Origin of the sequence: uncultured Roseovarius sp. (assembly GCF_947259555.1) — a bacterium.
Taxonomy (GTDB): domain Bacteria; phylum Pseudomonadota; class Alphaproteobacteria; order Rhodobacterales; family Rhodobacteraceae; genus Roseovarius.
Genome location: NZ_CAMYMD010000030.1, coordinates 1 through 18,554, shown reverse-complemented (window position 1 = coordinate 18,554; position 18,554 = coordinate 1). Strand labels below are relative to the sequence as shown.

The window sequence follows — 18,554 nt, the reverse complement described above, 5'->3', positions numbered from 1 at the left end:
GTCAAAGTATCGGCCTGCGCAGGCTTGAAACATCTCGCTCAAGGCGATGTGCGCGCGTCCTTGCGGCGTTCACGCGCCAGGTGCCGGGCATAAAGCCGTGGGGCCAGGAGGCGCTCGTAGATCAGATGCGCGGCCTGCCGCAGCCCCGGCAGGGCCACGATCCGCGCGATCCACCGATAGCGCGGCAGCGCCCGCCAGAGGGCGATGAAGGCATCCACCCCCGACAGAATGCGCCCGCCCTGCCGCACATGCAAACGCCGGGCGGCCGCATCGGCCCCGATCCCCCAATCGGCCAGATCGCGGGTGTTGAGATCGTGAAACGCCACCGGCAGGCCCCGCGCCTCGGCGTAGCCGCGGTAATGGTCGATCTCGGCCCGACAGACCGGGCAGCGGGCATTGTAGAGCACATCGGTTTCGGTGGTCATGCGGGTCTCCTCGCTACTACAGTTAGAGTAGGAGGAGATTGCGGAAAGACCGCGCATACTGCGTCATCATGGCACCCCGACATATCCGCGAAGGCGTGGATCACACCCCATCGCGAATTTGCGCAGTTTGGTTACAGAGTGTTAACTTACGGGCGTGTTATATTACTTCCGCGTAGGAGGTCATCATGATCATTTTCAGTCGAATAGGCTTGCAAGTTGCAATTGTGTTCGCCACGATCTTTATCGTGGTGGGAACCATAACTATACTCTTGTTTTGACTGGATGGTTGATGAACCTGAAGCTGGGAGATATCCTTGTTCTAATTGGTTTATTGGTGGCTGCGATAGCTGCCAATCAGTATATGGTATCTGCAGGAATAGAAACAGCCGAGGCCAGGATAACTGGAAAATCGGACTTGGAGTTCCAAAAAGCTGAGACTGCGCGTAACACCATTGAGAAGAGAATAGTCGAAGCCGAAGATAAAATCCTTGATGCAGTAGCGCGAGGGTTAGACCACAGGACCGATCAAGTTTTAGATTCACTGATGGTGTTATCAGACGGTGCCGATACGCTTTCGGTGTCAGTGGCCAATATGTCGGTCTCTAGCGGGGCATATGAGAAATTTAACGAGTTGGCAGATTCTTGGGGATCAGATGCACGTCTGGTCAAGATTGGCGGCACTGCTACTGGTAAAGTGAAATTTGCATCATTCGACAGCGAGGAAATTCTGAAATTAAATGAGTTTATTGAAGGTTTGTCTTTTGACGAGCGTTCGTCAATTCAAGTCATCATGAGTGTTGAGCCAAAAGATATAAGCAAAGATACGCAATTTTACGAAATGCTAATTGATCGTGCGCGCGACGACATTAAGCCAGTAAATGGTCAGGGCGTAAAACCTTAGTAAATCTTACCCCACAAATCGTACTCCCCCGCCTCGTCCACCTCGACGGTGACGATGTCGCCGACCGAGAGCGCACTCGTTCCCTCGTCAATAAACAGGTTCCCGTCGATCTCCGGGGCGTCGGCCTTGGTGCGGCAGGTGGCGATGCCGTCGGCGTCGATATCGTCGACGATCACGTCGAGATGCTGGCCCACCTTCGCGGCGAGTTTCGCCTCGGAGATCGCCTGTGCCTTGGCCATGAACCGGTCCCAGCGGTCCTGTTTGACCTCTTGGGCGACGTGATCCGGCAGGGCGTTGGAGCGGGCCCCCGCGACATTCTCATATTGAAAGCACCCCACCCGGTCGAGCTGCGCCTCATCCAGCCAATCCAGAAGCGTCTGGAATTCCGCCTCGGTTTCGCCGGGATAGCCGACGATGAAGGTGGAGCGCAGGGCGATGTCGGGGCAGATCGCGCGCCATGCGGCGATTTCATCGAGGGTGCGCGCGGCGGCGGCCGGCCGGGCCATGCGTTTGAGCGTGTCGGGATGGGCGTGCTGGAAGGGAATGTCGAGATAGGGCAGCACCAGCCCTTCCGCCATCAGCGGGATCAACTCGCGCACATGCGGATAGGGGTAGACGTAATGCAGCCGGACCCATGCGCCGAGTGACCCCAGATCGCGCGCCAGATCGGTGATATGAGCGCGGTGGCCGTTCGCCTCGGCGTGCTTGATATCGACGCCATAGGCGGAGGTGTCCTGAGAGATCACCAAGAGTTCGCGCACGCCGCTTTCGACCAGCTTTTCGGCCTCGCGGATCACCGCATGGGCCGGACGGCTGGCAAGACGCCCGCGCATGTCGGGGATGATGCAGAATTTGCACTTGTGATTACAGCCCTCGGAAATCTTGAGATAGCTGTAATGGCGCGGTGTCAGGCTTACGCCCGAGGCGGGCAGCAGGTCAATGAACGGATCGGGCGAGGGCGGCACGGCGGCATGCACGGCATCGAGCACCTGCTCGTATTGATGCGGCCCGGTGACGGCGAGGACGCGGGGATGCACCCCGGTGATGTAATCGGGCTCGGCCCCGAGACAGCCCGTGACGATCACCCGGCCATTTTCGGCCAATGCCTCGCCGATGGCCTCGAGGCTTTCGGCCTTGGCGCTGTCGAGAAAGCCGCAGGTGTTCACGATCACCGCATCCGCGCCGGTATAATCGGGCGAGATGCCGTAGCCCTCGGCGCGCAGCCGGGTGAGGATACGCTCGCTGTCCACCAGCGCCTTGGGACAGCCCAGTGAGACCATGCCGATGGTCGGCTGGCCGCTGCGGGGTGTCTCGGTCAGGCGGGCGCGCGGGGCGAGGTCGGGGCGAAGGCTGGGCGGGTTCTGTGACATGGCTGCGATATAGCCTTTGCCCGGTCCCGCGGGAAGGGGCAAAAGCGGTTGCCCCTGCCTGCGCTGCACGCCTAGAGTTGGGCCGAGGCGTTGCAAGAGGGGATGTGCCATGCGGTGGGTGTTTCGGCTGATCGGGCTGGTGGTTGTGATGCTGGCGATCGTGCTGGGCGCGCTGTTTTTCCTGCCGGGCGACCGGATCGCCAAGATCGCCGCCGAGCAGATCACCAAGGCGACGGGCCGTCAGGTCACCATGTCGGGCGACACGCGGATCAGCTTTTACCCGGTTCTGGGGGTTGCGACCGGGGCGGTCGAGGTCGCCAATGCCGACTGGTCCGAGGCCGGGCCGATGTTCACCGCCGACAGCCTCAAGATCGGGGTGGAGCCTGCGGCGCTCTTCGGCGGCGATATCCGGATCACCGGGCTGGAGGCGGTGGGGCCGCAGATCCGGCTGGAACGGGCCGCCGACGGACGGGTGAACTGGGAGTTGGGGGTCGAGGGCGTGGCCCCCTCCGGCCAGTCCGAGGGCGGCACGCCCGCCACCGCGAACCGGCTGTCGCTGACGCTGGACCGGGCGCTGATCCAAGGTGCCTATCTGACCTATACCGATCATGGCACTGGCGAGACACAGGCGATCCGCGACATGGATTTCGACCTGCGCTGGCCCGACTACGATGGCCGGGCGACGTTTGACGTGGTGCTGCGGCAGGCGGGCGATCCGGTGACGGTGTCGGGCCATCTGGAGCAGGTCGGCGCGTTCCTCGACGGGGCGGTGACGGATGTGGTGGCCAATATCGAGGGGCCCGGCGGGCGCCTCGGCTTTGACGGGCGCGCAGGTGTTCAGCCGCAGATGCAGGGGCGGTTCGATATCGACATGTCCGACACGAGCGCCTTTGTCGCGGCGCTGGATCTGGGCGCGGTGGACCTGCCGCAGGGCTTTGGCGCGGGCGTCAGGGGCGGGGCGGATGTGACGCTGACGCAAGAGATGCGGCTTTCGTTGCGCGACATGACGCTCGATCTGGGGGGTAATGCGCTCTCGGGGGCGGCGGATATCGAGCTTGCGGGCGATGTGCCGCGTATCAATGCACAGCTCAATGCCGGTGCGCTTGATCTGTCAAAGCTGGCCGGGGCGGACGGCAATGAGGCGGGCGCGGGCGGTGACACCGGCTGGTCGCGCGCGCCCATCGACGCCAGCGGTCTGGCGCTGGCCAATGGCGAGGTGGCGCTGGTCGCCGACAGCATCGACCTGGGCGATCTGAAGCTGGGCACAACCCGCACGCTGATGACGCTGGACCGGTCGCGCGCGGTCTTTTCCTTGCGCGAAATGCGCGGCTATGACGGGCTGATCACCGGCGAGTTCGTCGCCAACAACCGCTCGGGCCTGTCGGTGGGCGGCACCATGAAGGCCGAGGGCCTCAACCTCGAACGCTTCCTCAGCGATGCCATGGACATCACCCGTTTTGCGGCCTCGGCGAGCGGCGAGGTGGAGTTTCTGGGCGTCGGCCAATCGGTACATGCGATCATGAATTCGCTCTCGGGCAAGGGCAGCGTGCGCACCGGGCGCGGGGTGATCTCGGGGATTGATCTCGACCGGCTGATGCGGGCGGGCGACGTGTCGGGGGGGACCACGGTGTTTGACACAATGAGCGCCAGTTTCACCATGGATCAGGGCAATCTCTACAATCGCGATCTGACGATGAAGCTGCCGCTGGCGCGGGCCGAAGGGACGGGCCGCGTGGGGCTGGGCGCGCGCGATATCGACTATCTGTTCACGCCGGTGCTGCTGGAGGGGGACAATTCCCGTGGCCTCGCCATTCCGGTGCGGATCGAGGGCCCCTGGGCCAGCCCCCGCATCAAGCCAGATCTGGAAAAGGCGCTCGATCTCAACCTCAAGGCCGAGCGTGAGGAACTGGAGCAGAAGGCCGAGGAGCGGCTGGAGCGCGAGGTGCAGAAGCGGCTCGAAGTGACGCCGCAGGAGGGCCAGAGCCTGGAGGATGCGGTCAAGGACAAGATCGAGGACAAGGCGAAGGACGCGCTGCGCAAGCTCTTCGACTGAGGCGGGCGTCGGATTTGAGTATTTTTGCCAAAAAGAAACAGGGGGCGCGGCGGTGAGCGAGATCAGGGCGCAATACGAGGCCTATCCTTACCCGGCGCGTGACCCGGCGGATGAGAAAACGCGGCTGATCACCGGGTCGCCCTCGCATGTGCTGGAGGTGGATCATTTCGTCTTTGGCGGCGCGCGCGACTGGTCAAAGCCGCTGCGCGTGCTGGTGGCGGGCGGCGGCACCGGCGATGCGCTTATTCAACTGGCGCACCAGATGCAGGATGCGGGGCGGCTGGCGGAGATCACCTATCTGGACCTCTCGACCGCCTCGCGCGCGATTGCCGAGGAGCGGGCGCGGATGCGCGGGCTGCGCGGCATCCGCTTTGTCACCGGCAGCCTTCTGGCGGCCGCCGAGTATGGCGAGTTCGACTATATCGACTGTTGCGGCGTGCTGCATCACCTGCCCGACCCGGCCGAGGGATTTCGTGCGCTGCTGGCAGCGCTGGCCCCCGGTGGCGGCATGGGCTTCATGGTCTATGCGCCCTATGGCCGATCAGGTGTCTATCCGCTACAGGAAGCGTTCGGCGCGCTCTTCGTGGGGATGGCGCCCGAGGCGCGGCTGAGGGCGGCGCGCAAGATCGTGGCTGGCCTGCCCGAGGGGCATCCGTTCAAGGCCAATGTGAATCTGGGCGATCACAAGGACAGCGATGCGGGGTTCTATGACCTGCTGCTGCACTCGCAGGACCGGGCCTTTGACGTGACCGCGCTCAACGACATGCTGGAGGCGACGGGCTGGCACCTGTCTGGCTTCACCTTGCCGGTGCTTTATGATCTCGCACGGATCACCGATGTGCCGGACCACCTGGGCCCGGTCGAGCGCATGGCGCTGGCCGAAAAGCTGAGCGGCACGATCAAGACGCATGTGGGCTATGCTGTGCGCGGCACTGAGGCGCGGGGCCCGGCCACGGGGCGCAATCGCGCGCTGGTCCCGCATCTCAAGGGGCTGCGCGCCGCCGATCTGGCGCGGGCCGTGGCGCAGGGTCAAAGCCCCAAGCTGAGCTTTGGCAGCGTCACCACGCGGCTGAGCCTGCCGAAAGAGGCGGCACGGCTGATTGCGGCGGTAGACGGGCGGCGCAGCCTGCAAGAGATCGCGACCGCCACCGGCACCGACCCCATCGGCATGGGCGCGCTCTGGTCGCGGATCGAGCGTGATCTGGGCGATCACGGGTTGCTGCTCTATTCCGGTATTTTCCGCGGCGCGTCCGCCACGCGCGCATGAAAAACGCCGCCCGGAGGGTGATCCGGGCAGCGCTTATCTCTCTGTCCCTCGCAGGCGACCGGCTCAGGCGGCCAGAGCGCCCTTGGCCTGCTCCACGATCGCGCCGAACGCGGCGGGCTCGTGCACGGCGAGATCCGCGAGCACCTTACGATCGACTTCAACCCCGGCCAGGGTCAGACCGTTGATGAAGCGCGAATAGGTCAACGATTCGTCATGGGCGCGCACAGCCGCGTTGATCCGCTGGATCCACAGCGCGCGGAAATTGCGCTTGCGGTTCTTGCGGTCGCGGGTGGCGTATTGGTTGGCCTTGTCGACGGCCTGGGCGGCCACCTTGAAGGTGTTCTTGCGGCGGCCATAGTAGCCTTTGGCGGCCTTGACGACTTTCTTGTGACGGGCGTGGGTAACAACCCCACCTTTGACGCGTGACATCTCTCAAATCCTCCTGGGGCTTAGCGTGCGTAGGGCATCATCGGCTTGATGATACCTTCGTCGGCTTTGCTGAGCGTGGTGGTGCCACGCGCGTTACGGATGAATTTGTTGGTGCGCTTGATCATGCCGTGGCTCTTGCCCGCCTGGGCGGCCACAACACGGCCCGTCGCCGTCACTTTGAACCGCTTTTTGCAGCTCGATTTCGTCTTCATCTTGGGCATTTCCGGCTCCTGTATCTGGTCGGTGTAACCGCAGAGCTCGGCATGCCACGTCGGGCCGGTCCTGCGGGATGAGCGCGCCGTATACGCGTCATCCGGATCTTGTTCAAGAGGCATCCTCGCACCCCGGTGCAAGAGCCGTCACGAGATGTATCGCGCAATCACCCGGACCAGCACCTCGGGCAGCTCGCTAAAGCTGTAGCCGCCGGGTTTATTGCTGATCGCCCAGACAATGAGCCCCCCGGCCGCGATCAGCGTCAAAGCTGCGACACGTGGCGCCCGTGATTCGGAAAAGGCCGACAAGATCGACGGGATGGAGAACACCCCCAAGACCATGCCTATGGCCATCGCCAGATCAGGATCCATCACATACCTCCGGGAATGACCGTTAAACACAACTGGGACAGGTTACCCCGGATCGGTGGCGTAAATCAAACTTTCCTGACACGGAGCCACGCGCAGGATATTTGTCGTGCCGGGCACATTGAACGGCACCCCGGCGGTGACAACGATCTGGTCGTTTTCCTCGGCATAGCCCTGCGCGCGCGCGGCCCGGGCAGCGTTGATGACGGCCATCTTGAACCGCGTGAGCTCTCCGGTCATGACACAGGTTACACCCCATGTGAGGGCCAGACGCCGGGCGGTCCCGAGTACGCTGGTCAGCGCCATGATCGGCACGCGCGGGCGTTCTCTGGCTGTCAAAAGTGCCGTTGTGCCCGATTCGGTATAGCAGCAGATCACCTTGATATCGGCGGTCTCGGCGATCTCGCGCGCAGCCGCAACAATACCATCGGCCACACTCTGGCGGTCGGCGCGGCGGCTGGCCTCGATCACTTCGCGGTAGGTCGGGTCATTCTCGACTTCGCGGGCGACATTGTCCATGGTCTGCACCGCCTCGACCGGGTAATCCCCGGCCGCCGATTCCGCCGACAGCATGATCGCGTCCGACCCCTCGTAGATCGCGGTGGCCACGTCAGAGACTTCGGCACGGGTCGGCATCGGCGACTCGATCATCGATTCGAGCATTTGCGTCGCCACGATCACCGGCTTGGCGACCGCCCGGCAACGGCGCACCAGGCGCTTCTGGATGGGCGGCACGTTCTGCACCGGCAGTTCTACGCCAAGATCGCCCCGGGCGACCATGATCCCGTCGCTGACCTCCAGAATATCGTCAAAGCACTTCACCGCTGCCGGTTTCTCGATCTTCGACATGATCGCGGCGCGCCCGCGCACCAACACGCGGGCCTCATTCACATCCTCGGGACGCTGAACAAAACTGAGCGCCAGCCAGTCGACACCCAGATCGCAGACAAACTCAAGGTCCGCCAGGTCCTTTTCCGACAAGGCCGCAAGCGGCAGCACCACGTCGGGCACGTTCACACCTTTGCGATTCGAAATCGTGCCCCCGGCAATGACCTCGCAATCGGCAAATTCGGGCCCGCACTCACGCACCCGCAACCGGATCTTGCCATCGTTGACCAGCAGATCCGCGCCCGGCTCCAGCGCCGCGAAAATTTCGGGGTGCGGCAGACAGACCCGGGACACATCGCCCTCGGTCTCATCGAGGTCCAGCCGAAAGGCCGCGCCTTCGATCAACTCTTCCTCGCCATTCACAAACGCCCCGACACGCAGCTTGGGCCCTTGCAGATCCCCCAGAATGGCGATCGGGCTGTCAAGATCGGCCTCAACCTGCCGAATGATGCGATGCCGCTCCGAGATGTCGGCATGGGTGCCGTGGCTCATGTTGAGACGAAACACATCTGCGCCCGCCTCGTGCAGGGCACGTATCGTATCATAATCCGACGAGGCAGGGCCAAGCGTGGCCACGATCTTGACATTGCGGTCGCGTCTCATTTCATCTGTCCTTCATCTCTTCCCGAGGGCTGCGATGTTAACGCTAACATCCACCCTCTCCGTCTTATCGCGCAATTCACATTCTCTCGCAACTGTCCTAAAGCAAGATGACAGGAAAAACCAACCCGATGAATTACACCCCCTATCAGATCGAAGGGCCCTCAAGGCCCGAACGCTGGCTGGTGACATGCGATCATGCCAGCAACGCCGTGCCCGCTTTCGTGGCGGGCGGCACTCTTGGTGTGGCCAAGGCGGACATGGCCCGCCATATCGCCTATGATGTCGGCGCGGCAGGCCTTGCCACGGCATTGGCCGAGGCGCTGAACGGGCCTGCCATCCTGAGTAATTTCTCGCGGCTTGTCATCGACCCGAACCGGGGCGAGGATGACCCCACGCTGGTCATGCGGCTCTATGACGGCACCGTCATTCCCGCCAACCGCAGCGCCGATCCGGACGAAATCGAACGCCGCCTCAACCGGCTCTATCGTCCCTATCACACCGCACTGGCGGAATTGGCGGCGCGGCGCGACGACACGGTGATCGTCTCGGTCCACAGCTTCACGCGGCAACTGCGCGGCAGGCCGCCACGCCCTTGGCATATCGGCCTGCTTTATGCCGCGGACATGCGTCTCGCCAAGCCCCTCCTGGCACGTCTGCGACAGGAAAACGATCTTTGCGTCGGAGAGAATGAGCCCTATGGCGGCCATCTGCCGGGGGACGCCATCGCGCGCCATGCCATCGCGTATGAACGGCCCAATGTGCTCATTGAACTGAGAAATGACCTGATCGAAACACCCGAGCAACAGGCCCGATGGGCGGCCCGGCTGGCACCGATCCTACAAGAGGTGGCCGAACAGGCCGGCGTCTGAGGGGCCTTGCACCACGCCGCGCCGCGCCTCATCTTGGCGTCAAACAGAGGAGAAAGACCATGGACGACCAGACCCGGATCGAACTCGAGGCCGCCGCCTTCCGCACGCTGCGCGCGCACCTGATGGAAAAGCGCACCGATGTACAGAATATCGACCTGATGAACCTTGCAGGCTTTTGCCGCAACTGCCTGAGCCGTTGGTATCAGGAGGCGGCCAACGCGCGCGGCATCGACATGTCCAAGGCCGAAGCCCGCGAGACATTTTACGGCATGCCCTATGACGAATGGAAGGCGCGCTACCAGATCGACGCCGACGCCGAAAAGAAAGCCGCGTTCGACGCCGCCTTCGCCGAAAATGTGGGCGAAAAGGGCTGAGCGGCGTCGCTTTCCAGCAAGGCGCGCGCGCAGGCCCCGCTAGGGTCGCGCCATGACCTATCGCCTGCATTACGCGCCCGACAACGCCTCGCTCATCATCCGCCTCGCGCTGGAGGAACTGGGTGTGCCCTACGCGACCGTGCTGGTCGACCGCCGCGCGCGGGCGCAGAAATCGCCCGCCTATCTGGCGCTCAACCCGGCGGGGCTGATCCCGGTGCTGGAAACGCCCGATGGCCCGATCTTCGAGACCGGCGCGATCCTTTTGTGGCTGGCCGACCGACACGGCGCGCTCGCCCCCGCCCCGGATGATCCCGCACGCGGGGCGCTGCTCAAATGGCTGTTTTTCCTGTCCAATACCCTGCACCCGGCGATGCGGATGATCTTCTATATCGATCAATATGCAGGTGCGGATACCGCAGATCAGGCCCGGCTGCGCACTCATATGCAGGGTGAGGCCGCACGCCATCTCGACACGCTGGAGGCGGCGGCAAATGCGCATCCCGACCTCTTCAGCGGCGCCACTCCTACAATGCTCGGCCTCTATCTCGGCCCGGCGCTGCGCTGGCTGGCGCTCTACCCGGCCGGGGAAACCGGCTGGTTCCGGCTTGCCCGCTGGCCGCGCTTGCAGAGCATGGCGCAGAGCCTGGAAACACGCGACAGCGCGCAGGCCGCCGCTCGCGCCGAGGGGCTCGGACCTGCGCCCTTTTCCGCCCCCCTGCCCGCCGATCCGCCCGAGGGCGCGGCGCTCTGATCCGGTCACATGTCAGCGCGCCGCCCTTGAACGGTCGCTTTCGGACAAGTAGCTGTAAGAGGATGCGGGGATAACGCCTGCGACCCACCCGCGGCCCAATGGAGCGCGCCACATGTTTCTATCCGTCTTCGATATGTTCAAGGTCGGCATCGGGCCGTCCTCGTCGCACACGATGGGGCCGATGGTGGCCGCAGCACGATTTCTCGACCGGCTGCGCGCAGAGCCGTTTCAATACGCGGGTCTGCGGGGGTCTTTGCACGGCTCGCTGGCCTTTACCGGCGTCGGGCACGCAAGCGACCGCGCGACCATCCTCGGCCTCGCCGGGTTTCGCCCCGAAACCTACGATGCCGAGGCCGCCGAAGAGGTGCTGGCCCAAATTCGCGAGACCCACCGCGTGACGCCGCCAGACCTGCCGGAGCTGAAGTTCCACCCAAAGGAAGACCTGATCTTCGACTTCGGTCCCAATCTTCCGGGCCATGCGAATGGCATGATCCTGATGGCGACAGACGCGCAGGGCGACGTGATCCTGCAAGAGACCTATTATTCCATCGGCGGCGGCTTCGTCATGACCGAGGGTGAGCTGGCGGCGGGCCGCGATACCGACGAAGGCGATCCGGTCCCCTACCCGTTCAAGAGCGCGGTCGAAATGCTCGACATGTCCGAACGCTCGGGCAAGAGCATCGCCGCGATGAAGCGCGCCAATGAAGTCTCGCGTGGCGGGCCGGAAAACCTGCGCTCGGGCGTGGCGCGGATCTGGCAGGTGATGGACGACTGTATCGAGCGCGGGCTGACCACCGACGGCACCCTGCCCGGCGGTCTCGGCGTCAAGCGCCGCGCCAAAGGTATTCGCGATGCCCTGATCGCCGAGCGAGGCACCAACCTGAGCGCGCCGCACAAAATCAACGACTGGATGAGCGCCTACGCCATGGCCGTCAACGAAGAGAACGCCGCCGGCGGTCAGGTAGTGACCGCGCCCACCAATGGCGCGGCAGGCGTGGTGCCTGCGGTGATCAAGTATTGGCTGGAGCATGTGCCCGGCGCGCATGAGGGCCAGATCGAGGAATTCCTGCTCACGGCGGCGGCCATCGGCGGGCTGGTCAAGTTCAACGCCTCCATCTCGGGCGCCGAGGCGGGCTGTCAGGCCGAGGTCGGCAGCGCCTCGGCGATGGGCGCGGCGGGGCTCTGTGCGGTACTGGGCGGCACGCCGGCGCAGATCGAGAACGCGGCCGAGATCGCGCTCGAACATCACCTCGGCATGACCTGCGATCCGGTGCGCGGCCTCGTGCAGGTGCCCTGCATCGAGCGCAACGGGCTGGGCGCGATCAAGGCCGTCTCGGCGGCGTCCCTGGCGCTGCGCGGCGATGGCACCCACCTCGTGCCGCTCGACGCCTGTATCGAGACGATGCGCCAGACCGGCGCCGACATGAGCGAGAAGTACAAGGAAACCTCCCTCGGCGGGCTGGCGGTCAACATCCCCAACTGCTAGATCCGCCGGATGGATCAGGCTGCGCGCGCGTCACTGGGCATTCTCTTGATGGTGGGGTTCTGCGTGCTCGCCCCGCTTCAGGACAGTTTTGCCAAACTCATAGGTGGCGACATCGCCGTTGGACAGGTTGCGGCTACACGCTTCCTGTTTCAGGCAGGGCTCTTGCTGCCGCTCGCGCTCACGTTCGGCTGGCTGCACCGCCCCGCACGCGCAGAACTTGGGCTTCACCTTGTGCGCTCGGTGCTGCTGCTTGTCGCGACCGGCTGCTTTTTCACCGCGCTGAGGTTCATGCCCATCGCTGACGCGATCGCGATCTTCTTTGTCGAACCGTTCATCCTGACACTTCTCGGCGGTCTCCTTCTGGGCGAGCCGGTCGGCCCGCGCCGCTATATCGCATGCGGTGTCGGCTTTGCGGGGGCGCTCTTGATCATCAGGCCGAGTTTTCAGGATGTCGGGGCGGTTGCCCTGCTTCCGGTCGTCACCGCAGGATGTTTTGCGATCTACATGATCCTGACCCGTCGCATGGCGACGCGGATGCACCCTATTACCTTGCAGGTCTACACCGGTCTTGCCGCGCTGGTCCTCGCCACGCCGATCCTCTGGGCGTTTGACGGCAGCGGCGTCGAGCCGCTCGATCCCGCCTGGCCCACGGGGCCGGTGCTGTGGTTTCTCGTGGGCCTCGGCGTCGTGGCGACGCTCAGCCATGTCTGCCTGAGCTTCGCCTTGTCGCTCGCACCGGCCTCGTTGCTTGCACCCCTGCAATATCTCGAGATCGTGGCCGCGACGGTCCTCGGGTTCTACATTTTCGGAGACTTGCCCGATGCGATGAGTTTCGCGGGCATCGCGCTGATCGTTGCATCAGGGCTCTATGTGTTCCTGCGAGAGCGTCAGATCGGACGCCGGCCACGCCGCCCCGTTCCACCTGTCTAGGTATTTCGGTGTAGGCACCGACATGAGCCAAGTCGCCGTGTCTTGTGCGAACCGATGATCGCGCCGGGGCAGCCCTCGCGGCTCGGCTGGACGATCTTTCAGAGCAGCTTGAGCAGGGTTTCGGGTGGACGGCCGATCACGGCCCCGGTCTCGGTCAGGCCGATGGGCCGCTCGATCAGGATCGGGTTTTCGGCCATCGCCGCGATCAGTGTGTCGGGCGCACTGTCGCGTGTCAGGCCCAGATCCTTGAACCGCGCCTCGCCGGGGCGCATCCTCAAGATAGCGCCGCACGCTCACCTCGGCCCCGCGCTCTTTCAATAGCGCAAGTCCCGCACGCGATTTGGAACAGCGCGGATTGTGCCAATAGGTGATCACAGCCAGTCCTCCCGCCGCGTCCCCACGGCCTCGGCCACGCTGGCAAAGCCGTCATGCTCCAGCGCCGCATCGAGGCCGTTGGCGATGTCCGAGACGAGCGACAGCCCCTCATAAACCAGCGCCGAATACAGCTGCACCGCATGCGCTCCGGCGCGGATCTTGGCATAGGCCTCCTCAGCCGAGCCCACACCGCCCACGCCAATGAGCGGCATCCCGCCGCCTGTCAGCTGCGACAGCCGCGCCAGCACCCGCGTCGATTTCTCGAACAGCGGCTGGCCAGACAGCCCGCCCGCCTGATCGCGTGCGTCACTGCGCAGCCCGTCGCGATCCAGCGTGGTGTTGGTGGCGATGATGCCGCTGACCCCGCTCACGCGCGCCACATCGGCGATCTCCGACAGTTCGGTATCGCTCAGATCCGGCGCAATCTTGAGGAACACCGGGATCGGGCGCGGCAGCCAGTCGCGCGCCTCCATCACCCCTTTCAAGAGACCCATAAGCGCCTCGGCCCCTTGCAGATCGCGCAGCTTTTCGGTGTTGGGGCTGCTGACATTGACCGTCGCGAAATCGAGATGCGCGCCGCAATGCGCCAGCACCCGGGCAAAATCCTCGGCCCGGTCGGCGCTGTCCTTGTTGGCCCCCAGGTTGAGGCCGATCACCGCGTTGCGGGGGCGATTGGCCAGCCGCGCGGCGGCGGCCTCCATGCCTTCGTTGTTGAAGCCGAAGCGGTTGATCACGCCCCGGTCCTCGCTCAGCCGAAACAGCCGCGGGCGCGGGTTGCCGGGCTGCGCGCGCGGCGTGACCGCCCCCACCTCGATGAACCCGAACCCGGCGCGGCTCAGCGGGCCCAGCGCCTCGGCATTCTTGTCAAAGCCTGCCGCAAGGCCCACCGGGTTGGGCAGCGACATCCCCGCCAGATCGGTCCTGAGCCGCGTGCTCGTGACCGGGCCGGGCGTCGGAGTCAGCCCCATGCGCAGCGCTCGCAGAGCCAGGCCATGCGCGGTTTCGGGGTCACAGCGATGCAGCAGGCCAAGGCCGAGCCGCTCCAGCATGGTCATTCCAGACCTGCCGGGAACTGATGCACGCCATCCACCAACGGCAAGGGCTGCGCCCAAGCCACATCCGACAGGCGCAATTCGCGGTAGAGATGCGGAAACAGCGCGCCACCGCGCGACGGCTCCCATTTCAGGGCCTCGCCCAGACGCTCGGACTCGATAGCCAACAGCATCAGCCCGTCCTCGCCCGAGAAATGCTTTGCGACAGTCTCGGCGGCCTGATCGGCGGTCGAGAAATGCACATAACCATCGGCGAGATCGACCGGCGCACCGGCACTTTCGCCCTTGGCGCGCAGATCGGCCCATTCGGGGCCACGGAATATCTTGTAGATCAGCATGGGCCGGGTGATGCCGCGCCCGCGCCGCGCCGTCAAGCGGTGCTTGCGACACATTCGAGGATCGGCTAGCAAGATGCTCCATTTGATACGGGGACAGGCATGGCATTCACCATCGCGATCGACGGTCCGGCAGCGGCGGGCAAGGGCACCATAGGGCGCGCCCTAGCGGCGCATTTCGGCTTTTCTCATCTCGATACCGGGTTGCTCTACCGCGCCACCGGGCGGCGGATGCTGACCGGCCTCGATCCGGTCGAGGCGGCGCAAAGCCTGCGCGCCGAGGATCTCGCCGCAGACGACCTGCGCACGCCGGATGTGAGCCAGGCCGCCAGCCGTGTGGCAGCCATACCGGAGGTGCGTCAGGCTCTTCTGGATTTCCAACGCGCCTTTGCCCGGCGCGCAGGGGGCGCGGTGCTCGATGGCCGCGATATCGGCACAGTGATCTGCCCGGATGCGGAAGTGAAGCTGTTTGTAACGGCAAGCGATGTCGAGCGCGCGCGCCGCAGGCACAAGGAACTGAGCGACGGCGGCCACGCGGTGACGGTTGACGAGGTGATGGAAGACCTGCGTCAACGCGACGCCCGCGACAGTGCCCGTGCCGCGGCCCCGTTGAAGCCGGCCGAGGACGCGCAACTGCTCGACACCTCGACGATGACCATCCAGGACGCTGTGGCCGAGGCGATTGCAATCGTTGACGCCGCACAGGGTTAGTCCCACTTTTCCGGCAAGACTTCGCTCATGCGGTTGTGCATGGCGGAATGGCCCTTAAGTTTTGGATCGTGGATGCGAGATCTCTCTCTCAGCCCGAAACCCTGAACCAAAGGAGGCGTCATGCCCGTCCGAACGACACTCAAGGCAACGACAACCGCCATCGCCCTGGCCTTCGCCGCAGCGCCAATGGCCGCAATCACCGCCCAAAGCGCCGCCGCGCAGAGTGCCGAGAGCTATTCAGCAGAAGAGCTTGATATTTTCACGACAGCGTTGCTGGAAGTAGCCAGCGTTCGCCAAAAATACACACCGCGCATGCAGAGTGCCGAGACCGAGGATCAACAGGCGGCCATCATCGAAGAGGCCAATGCCGAGATCACCACTGTGATTGAAGAAACCGATGGCATGACGATCGACAAGTATACCGAGATCGCCCGCGCCGCGAGTGAGGACCAAGCCCTGAACGAGAGAATCGTTAAGCGCGTTCAAGCCATGGACAGCGAATCGCAGTAGCACCCAAAACCGGGGCCATGGCCACCATGGCCCCGGCTGCGGATTGCCGGAGGGATATTCATTGAAACACCATTTCGCAGTCATACTGAGCGCACTCACCCTCGCCACCCCGGCCCTGTCCGATGAGAACGAGTTGGCCGGAACAGGCTCATGCCCCGGATGCGATCTCACCAAGGCCGAATTCTCCGGACAGGCATTGATCGGGGCCAACCTGACCGGAGCGAAGATGGAAGACAGCGATTTCTCCGAAACCAACCTTTTTCTCGCACAACTCGATGATGCACGGCTGGACCGGGCGGCGTTTCGCAATGCGTCGCTGAAGGCTGCAACATTCGTCGACGCCTCGATGCGCGATGCGGATTTTCGCGGCGCGGATCTGTCAGGCGCCCGCCTCAAGGGGGCCGATATCACCGGCGCGCGTTTTGAGGATGCGATCCTGTGCAACACGGTCATGCCCGACGGCACGCTGTCGCGCGACAATTGCAACTGAGCAGCCCCGGTTGGCACGATTGCGCGCCGCCCCTGCGTCAAAGGCTTGATTTACGCCGCAGCGCCCGCTATACGCGGCGCGTCAACAAGGCGGAAACCGCCACAAAGCATTGAGATCGAGCAGGGTCGGCACCACCGGCCCTCTTTGTTTTGTGACCCGCCTGACCAACGAAACCCCCAAAGACCGGCGGAGACAACCGCGCGGCCAGAAAACCGTTCAAAGGAAACCAGAGACCACATGGCTCAGAACACATCGATGGAGGAATTCGAAGCCCTCCTTGAAGAAAGCTTCGAAATGGACACGCCCGACGAGGGCACAGTTGTCAAAGGCAAGGTCATCGCCATCGAGGCGGGACAAGCCATCATCGACGTCGGCTACAAGATGGAAGGCCGCGTCGATCTCAAGGAATTCGCAAATCCCGGCGAGACGCCCGACATTTCGGTCGGCGACGAGGTCGAGGTCTTCCTGCGCTCCGCAGAGAACGCCCGCGGCGAAGCCGTGATCAGCCGCGAGATGGCCCGCCGCGAAGAGGCATGGGACCGTCTCGAAAAAGCCTATGCAGACGAAGAGCGTGTCGAAGGCGCGATCTTTGGCCGCGTCAAGGGTGGCTTTACCGTCGACTTGGGCGGCGCCGTGGCCTTCCTGCCCGGCTCTCAGGTCGATGTGCGCCCGGTGCGCGACGCAGGCCCGCTCATGGGCCTCAAGCAGCCGTTCCAGATCCTCAAGATGGATCGCCGCCGTGGCAACATCGTCGTGTCGCGCCGCGCCATTCTCGAAGAGAGCCGCGCCGAACAGCGTGCCGAGGTCATTGGCAACCTGACCGAAGGTCAGACTGTCGACGGCGTCGTCAAGAACATCACCGAATACGGGGCCTTTGTGGACCTGGGCGGTGTCGACGGCCTGCTGCACGTGACCGACATGGCATGGCGCCGCGTCAACCACCCCTCCGAGATCCTGTCGATCGGCGAAACCGTCAAGGTTCAGGTCATCAAGATCAACAAGGAAACCCACCGCATCAGCCTCGGCATGAAGCAGTTGCAGGACGATCCGTGGGATCTGGTCGGCGCCAAGTACCCGCTCGAATCGGTACATTCCGGCCGCGTCACCAACATCACCGATTACGGCGCATTTGTTGAGCTGGAGCCGGGTGTCGAAGGTCTCGTTCACGTCTCGGAAATGTCCTGGACCAAAAAGAACGTGCATCCCGGCAAGATCGTCTCGACCAGCCAGGAAGTCGAAGTCATGGTTCTGGAAATCGACAGCGCCAAGCGCCGCGTTTCCCTTGGCCTCAAGCAGACCATGCGCAACCCGTGGGAAGTCTTTGCCGAAACCCACCCCGAGGGCACCGAGGTCGAAGGCGAGGTCAAGAACATCACCGAATTCGGTCTGTTCATCGGTCTCGAAGGCGAAATCGACGGCATGGTTCACCTCAGCGATCTGAGCTGGGACGAGCGTGGCGAGGACGCCATTCAGAACTACAAGAAAGGCGATGTCGTTCAGGCGGTTGTCTCCGAAGTGGACACCGATAAAGAGCGTATTTCGCTTTCGATCAAGGCGCTCGGCGGCGACAAGTTTGCCGAAGCCGTGGGCGGCGTGAAGCGCGGCTCGATCATCACCGTCGAAGTGACGGCGATCGAGGATGGCGGCATCGAGGTCGAGTACGAGGGCATGAAGTCCTTTATTCGCCGCTCTGATCTCAGCCGCGACCGCGCCGAACAGCGCCCCGAGCGGTTCTCGGTCGGTGACAAGGTCGATGCACGTGTGACCAACGTCGACAACAAGACCCGCCGTCTGGGTCTGTCGATCAAGGCACGCGAGATCGCGGAAGAGAAAGAAGCCGTCGAACAGTATGGCTCGTCCGATTCCGGTGCGTCGCTCGGCGATATCCTCGGCGCGGCCCTCAAAGGCGACAAGTAAGCGCCTGTCGCTGTGATGGAATGCGAACGGCCCCGTCAGATTGGCGGGGCCGTTTGTCGTTTCGAGCGGCGGCTTGCGCTGCTTCCTGAAAGGTCACGGCGGCGTGGCGATTTGGCCTTGAGCGGACATTGGGGGGTCAGAAACAAGCCGCGCGGTGCCTGACCGCCGGGTGGGCGCAGCAACCTCTGTGGATCGCACTTTATGCCAGCCAAACACTCCCGCGTTTTCAATGGCTTG

General features: G+C 63.9%; 20 protein-coding genes and 1 pseudogene. 12 read left to right on the top strand and 9 right to left on the bottom strand.

What is annotated here, in order from left to right; translation table 11 throughout:
• Window positions 1–38: 38 nt before the first annotated feature.
• On the bottom strand, window positions 39–425 hold the full coding sequence (locus Q0X85_RS05445) for a DUF393 domain-containing protein (RefSeq protein WP_297770044.1): 387 nt from the start codon (window positions 423–425) through the stop codon (window positions 39–41).
• 289 nt (window positions 426–714) lie between these two features.
• Here Q0X85_RS05445 and Q0X85_RS05440 point away from each other — a divergent pair, with 289 nt between their 5' ends.
• Window positions 715–1,326, top strand: a complete 612-nt coding sequence (locus Q0X85_RS05440; RefSeq protein WP_297770042.1) for a hypothetical protein — start codon at window positions 715–717, stop codon at window positions 1,324–1,326.
• Here Q0X85_RS05440 and rimO read toward each other — a convergent pair.
• A complete protein-coding gene (gene rimO, locus Q0X85_RS05435; protein ID WP_297770039.1) occupies window positions 1,323–2,696 on the bottom strand; it encodes a 30S ribosomal protein S12 methylthiotransferase RimO in 1,374 nt (457 codons plus the stop codon). The two genes, Q0X85_RS05440 and rimO, sit on opposite strands and share 4 nt — an antisense overlap.
• A 109-nt stretch (window positions 2,697–2,805) precedes the next feature.
• Here rimO and Q0X85_RS05430 point away from each other — a divergent pair, with 109 nt between their 5' ends.
• Together Q0X85_RS05430 and Q0X85_RS05425 are read left to right on the top strand one after the other, a co-directional pair.
• Window positions 2,806–4,749 carry an AsmA family protein gene (locus Q0X85_RS05430; protein WP_297770037.1) on the top strand — a complete coding sequence of 648 codons (1,944 nt, stop codon included), beginning with the start codon at window positions 2,806–2,808 and terminating at the stop codon, window positions 4,747–4,749.
• A 52-nt stretch (window positions 4,750–4,801) separates the two neighbouring features.
• Window positions 4,802–6,016, top strand: a complete 1,215-nt coding sequence (locus Q0X85_RS05425) for a class I SAM-dependent methyltransferase (protein WP_297770036.1) — start codon at window positions 4,802–4,804, stop codon at window positions 6,014–6,016.
• Window positions 6,017–6,079: 63 nt separating this feature from the next.
• On the opposite strand, the gene rplT is transcribed toward Q0X85_RS05425, so the two are convergent.
• The 4 genes from rplT to pyk form a co-directional block, all read right to left on the bottom strand.
• Complete coding sequence (gene rplT / locus Q0X85_RS05420) at window positions 6,080–6,445, bottom strand: 50S ribosomal protein L20 (RefSeq protein WP_297770033.1); 366 nt, start codon at window positions 6,443–6,445, stop codon at window positions 6,080–6,082.
• 20 nt (window positions 6,446–6,465) lie between these two features.
• Window positions 6,466–6,666, bottom strand: coding sequence for a 50S ribosomal protein L35 (gene rpmI, locus Q0X85_RS05415; protein ID WP_297770031.1), 201 nt, complete (start codon window positions 6,664–6,666; stop codon window positions 6,466–6,468).
• Between the two features lie 138 nt (window positions 6,667–6,804).
• Entirely contained in the window at window positions 6,805–7,029 is a 225-nt protein-coding gene (locus Q0X85_RS05410; protein ID WP_297770029.1) for a hypothetical protein, read from the bottom strand.
• Window positions 7,030–7,071: 42 nt separating this feature from the next.
• Window positions 7,072–8,517, bottom strand: a complete 1,446-nt coding sequence (pyk, locus tag Q0X85_RS05405) for a pyruvate kinase (RefSeq protein ID WP_297770027.1) — start codon at window positions 8,515–8,517, stop codon at window positions 7,072–7,074.
• A 107-nt stretch (window positions 8,518–8,624) separates the two neighbouring features.
• Between pyk and Q0X85_RS05400 the strand changes: the two genes are divergently transcribed.
• The 5 genes from Q0X85_RS05400 (at window position 8,625) to Q0X85_RS05380 (ending at window position 12,927) form a co-directional block, all read left to right on the top strand.
• Entirely contained in the window at window positions 8,625–9,386 is a 762-nt protein-coding gene (locus Q0X85_RS05400) for an N-formylglutamate amidohydrolase (protein WP_297770025.1), read from the top strand.
• 59 nt (window positions 9,387–9,445) lie between these two features.
• Window positions 9,446–9,760: a DUF1244 domain-containing protein gene (locus tag Q0X85_RS05395; RefSeq protein ID WP_297770024.1), complete on the top strand. Its 315-nt coding sequence runs from the start codon at window positions 9,446–9,448 to the stop codon at window positions 9,758–9,760.
• 52 nt (window positions 9,761–9,812) lie between these two features.
• Complete coding sequence (locus tag Q0X85_RS05390) at window positions 9,813–10,511, top strand: glutathione S-transferase family protein (protein ID WP_297770022.1); 699 nt, start codon at window positions 9,813–9,815, stop codon at window positions 10,509–10,511.
• A gap of 112 nt (window positions 10,512–10,623) precedes the next feature.
• Entirely contained in the window at window positions 10,624–11,997 is a 1,374-nt protein-coding gene (locus Q0X85_RS05385) for an L-serine ammonia-lyase (protein WP_297770020.1), read from the top strand.
• Window positions 11,998–12,006: 9 nt separating this feature from the next.
• Entirely contained in the window at window positions 12,007–12,927 is a 921-nt protein-coding gene (locus Q0X85_RS05380) for a DMT family transporter (RefSeq protein ID WP_297770018.1), read from the top strand.
• Between the two features lie 98 nt (window positions 12,928–13,025).
• On the opposite strand, the pseudogene Q0X85_RS05375 reads toward Q0X85_RS05380, so the two are convergent.
• The 3 genes and pseudogenes from Q0X85_RS05375 to Q0X85_RS05365 all read right to left on the bottom strand — a co-directional run bounded on the left by Q0X85_RS05375 (window position 13,026) and on the right by Q0X85_RS05365 (window position 14,692).
• Window positions 13,026–13,302: pseudogene (locus Q0X85_RS05375) on the bottom strand (ArsC/Spx/MgsR family protein).
• Window positions 13,299–14,357, bottom strand: a complete 1,059-nt coding sequence (locus Q0X85_RS05370; protein WP_297770016.1) for a quinone-dependent dihydroorotate dehydrogenase — start codon at window positions 14,355–14,357, stop codon at window positions 13,299–13,301. Before Q0X85_RS05370 ends, Q0X85_RS05375 begins: the two are co-directional and overlap by 4 nt.
• The gene (locus tag Q0X85_RS05365; protein ID WP_297770101.1) at window positions 14,354–14,692 is read right to left on the bottom strand and encodes a DUF952 domain-containing protein; all 339 of its coding nucleotides are present in this window, start codon (window positions 14,690–14,692) and stop codon (window positions 14,354–14,356) included. Before Q0X85_RS05365 ends, Q0X85_RS05370 begins: the two co-directional genes overlap by 4 nt.
• 99 nt (window positions 14,693–14,791) lie before the next feature.
• Between Q0X85_RS05365 and Q0X85_RS05360 the strand changes: the two genes are divergently transcribed.
• The 4 genes from Q0X85_RS05360 (at window position 14,792) to rpsA (ending at window position 18,317) form a co-directional block, all read left to right on the top strand.
• The gene (locus Q0X85_RS05360; RefSeq protein WP_297770014.1) at window positions 14,792–15,400 is read left to right on the top strand and encodes a d(CMP) kinase; all 609 of its coding nucleotides are present in this window, start codon (window positions 14,792–14,794) and stop codon (window positions 15,398–15,400) included.
• Window positions 15,401–15,520: 120 nt separating this feature from the next.
• Window positions 15,521–15,910, top strand: a complete 390-nt coding sequence (locus tag Q0X85_RS05355) for a DUF4168 domain-containing protein (protein WP_297770012.1) — start codon at window positions 15,521–15,523, stop codon at window positions 15,908–15,910.
• A gap of 61 nt (window positions 15,911–15,971) precedes the next feature.
• Entirely contained in the window at window positions 15,972–16,400 is a 429-nt protein-coding gene (locus Q0X85_RS05350) for a pentapeptide repeat-containing protein (protein WP_297770010.1), read from the top strand.
• Between the two features lie 45 nt (window positions 16,401–16,445).
• Window positions 16,446–18,317: a 30S ribosomal protein S1 gene (rpsA, locus tag Q0X85_RS05345; RefSeq protein WP_366129371.1), complete on the top strand. Its 1,872-nt coding sequence runs from the start codon at window positions 16,446–16,448 to the stop codon at window positions 18,315–18,317.
• Window positions 18,318–18,554: the final 237 nt, after the last annotated feature.

Bases quoted from the DNA above. Each gene is read 5' to 3' on its own strand.
- Q0X85_RS05445 (WP_297770044.1), bottom strand. From the start codon at position 425: ATGACCACCGAAACCGATGTGCTCTACAATGCCCGCTGCCCGGTCTGT.
- Q0X85_RS05440 (WP_297770042.1), top strand. From the start codon at position 715: ATGAACCTGAAGCTGGGAGATATCCTTGTTCTAATTGGTTTATTGGTG.
- rimO (WP_297770039.1), bottom strand. From the start codon at position 2,696: ATGTCACAGAACCCGCCCAGCCTTCGCCCCGACCTCGCCCCGCGCGCC.
- Q0X85_RS05430 (WP_297770037.1), top strand. From the start codon at position 2,806: ATGCGGTGGGTGTTTCGGCTGATCGGGCTGGTGGTTGTGATGCTGGCG.
- rplT (WP_297770033.1), bottom strand. From the start codon at position 6,445: ATGTCACGCGTCAAAGGTGGGGTTGTTACCCACGCCCGTCACAAGAAA.
- rpmI (WP_297770031.1), bottom strand. From the start codon at position 6,666: ATGCCCAAGATGAAGACGAAATCGAGCTGCAAAAAGCGGTTCAAAGTG.
- Q0X85_RS05410 (WP_297770029.1), bottom strand. From the start codon at position 7,029: ATGGATCCTGATCTGGCGATGGCCATAGGCATGGTCTTGGGGGTGTTC.
- pyk (WP_297770027.1), bottom strand. From the start codon at position 8,517: ATGAGACGCGACCGCAATGTCAAGATCGTGGCCACGCTTGGCCCTGCC.
- Q0X85_RS05400 (WP_297770025.1), top strand. From the start codon at position 8,625: ATGACAGGAAAAACCAACCCGATGAATTACACCCCCTATCAGATCGAA.
- Q0X85_RS05395 (WP_297770024.1), top strand. From the start codon at position 9,446: ATGGACGACCAGACCCGGATCGAACTCGAGGCCGCCGCCTTCCGCACG.
- Q0X85_RS05390 (WP_297770022.1), top strand. From the start codon at position 9,813: ATGACCTATCGCCTGCATTACGCGCCCGACAACGCCTCGCTCATCATC.
- Q0X85_RS05385 (WP_297770020.1), top strand. From the start codon at position 10,624: ATGTTTCTATCCGTCTTCGATATGTTCAAGGTCGGCATCGGGCCGTCC.
- Q0X85_RS05380 (WP_297770018.1), top strand. From the start codon at position 12,007: ATGGATCAGGCTGCGCGCGCGTCACTGGGCATTCTCTTGATGGTGGGG.
- Q0X85_RS05370 (WP_297770016.1), bottom strand. From the start codon at position 14,357: ATGACCATGCTGGAGCGGCTCGGCCTTGGCCTGCTGCATCGCTGTGAC.
- Q0X85_RS05365 (WP_297770101.1), bottom strand. From the start codon at position 14,692: ATGCTGATCTACAAGATATTCCGTGGCCCCGAATGGGCCGATCTGCGC.
- Q0X85_RS05360 (WP_297770014.1), top strand. From the start codon at position 14,792: ATGGCATTCACCATCGCGATCGACGGTCCGGCAGCGGCGGGCAAGGGC.
- Q0X85_RS05355 (WP_297770012.1), top strand. From the start codon at position 15,521: ATGCCCGTCCGAACGACACTCAAGGCAACGACAACCGCCATCGCCCTG.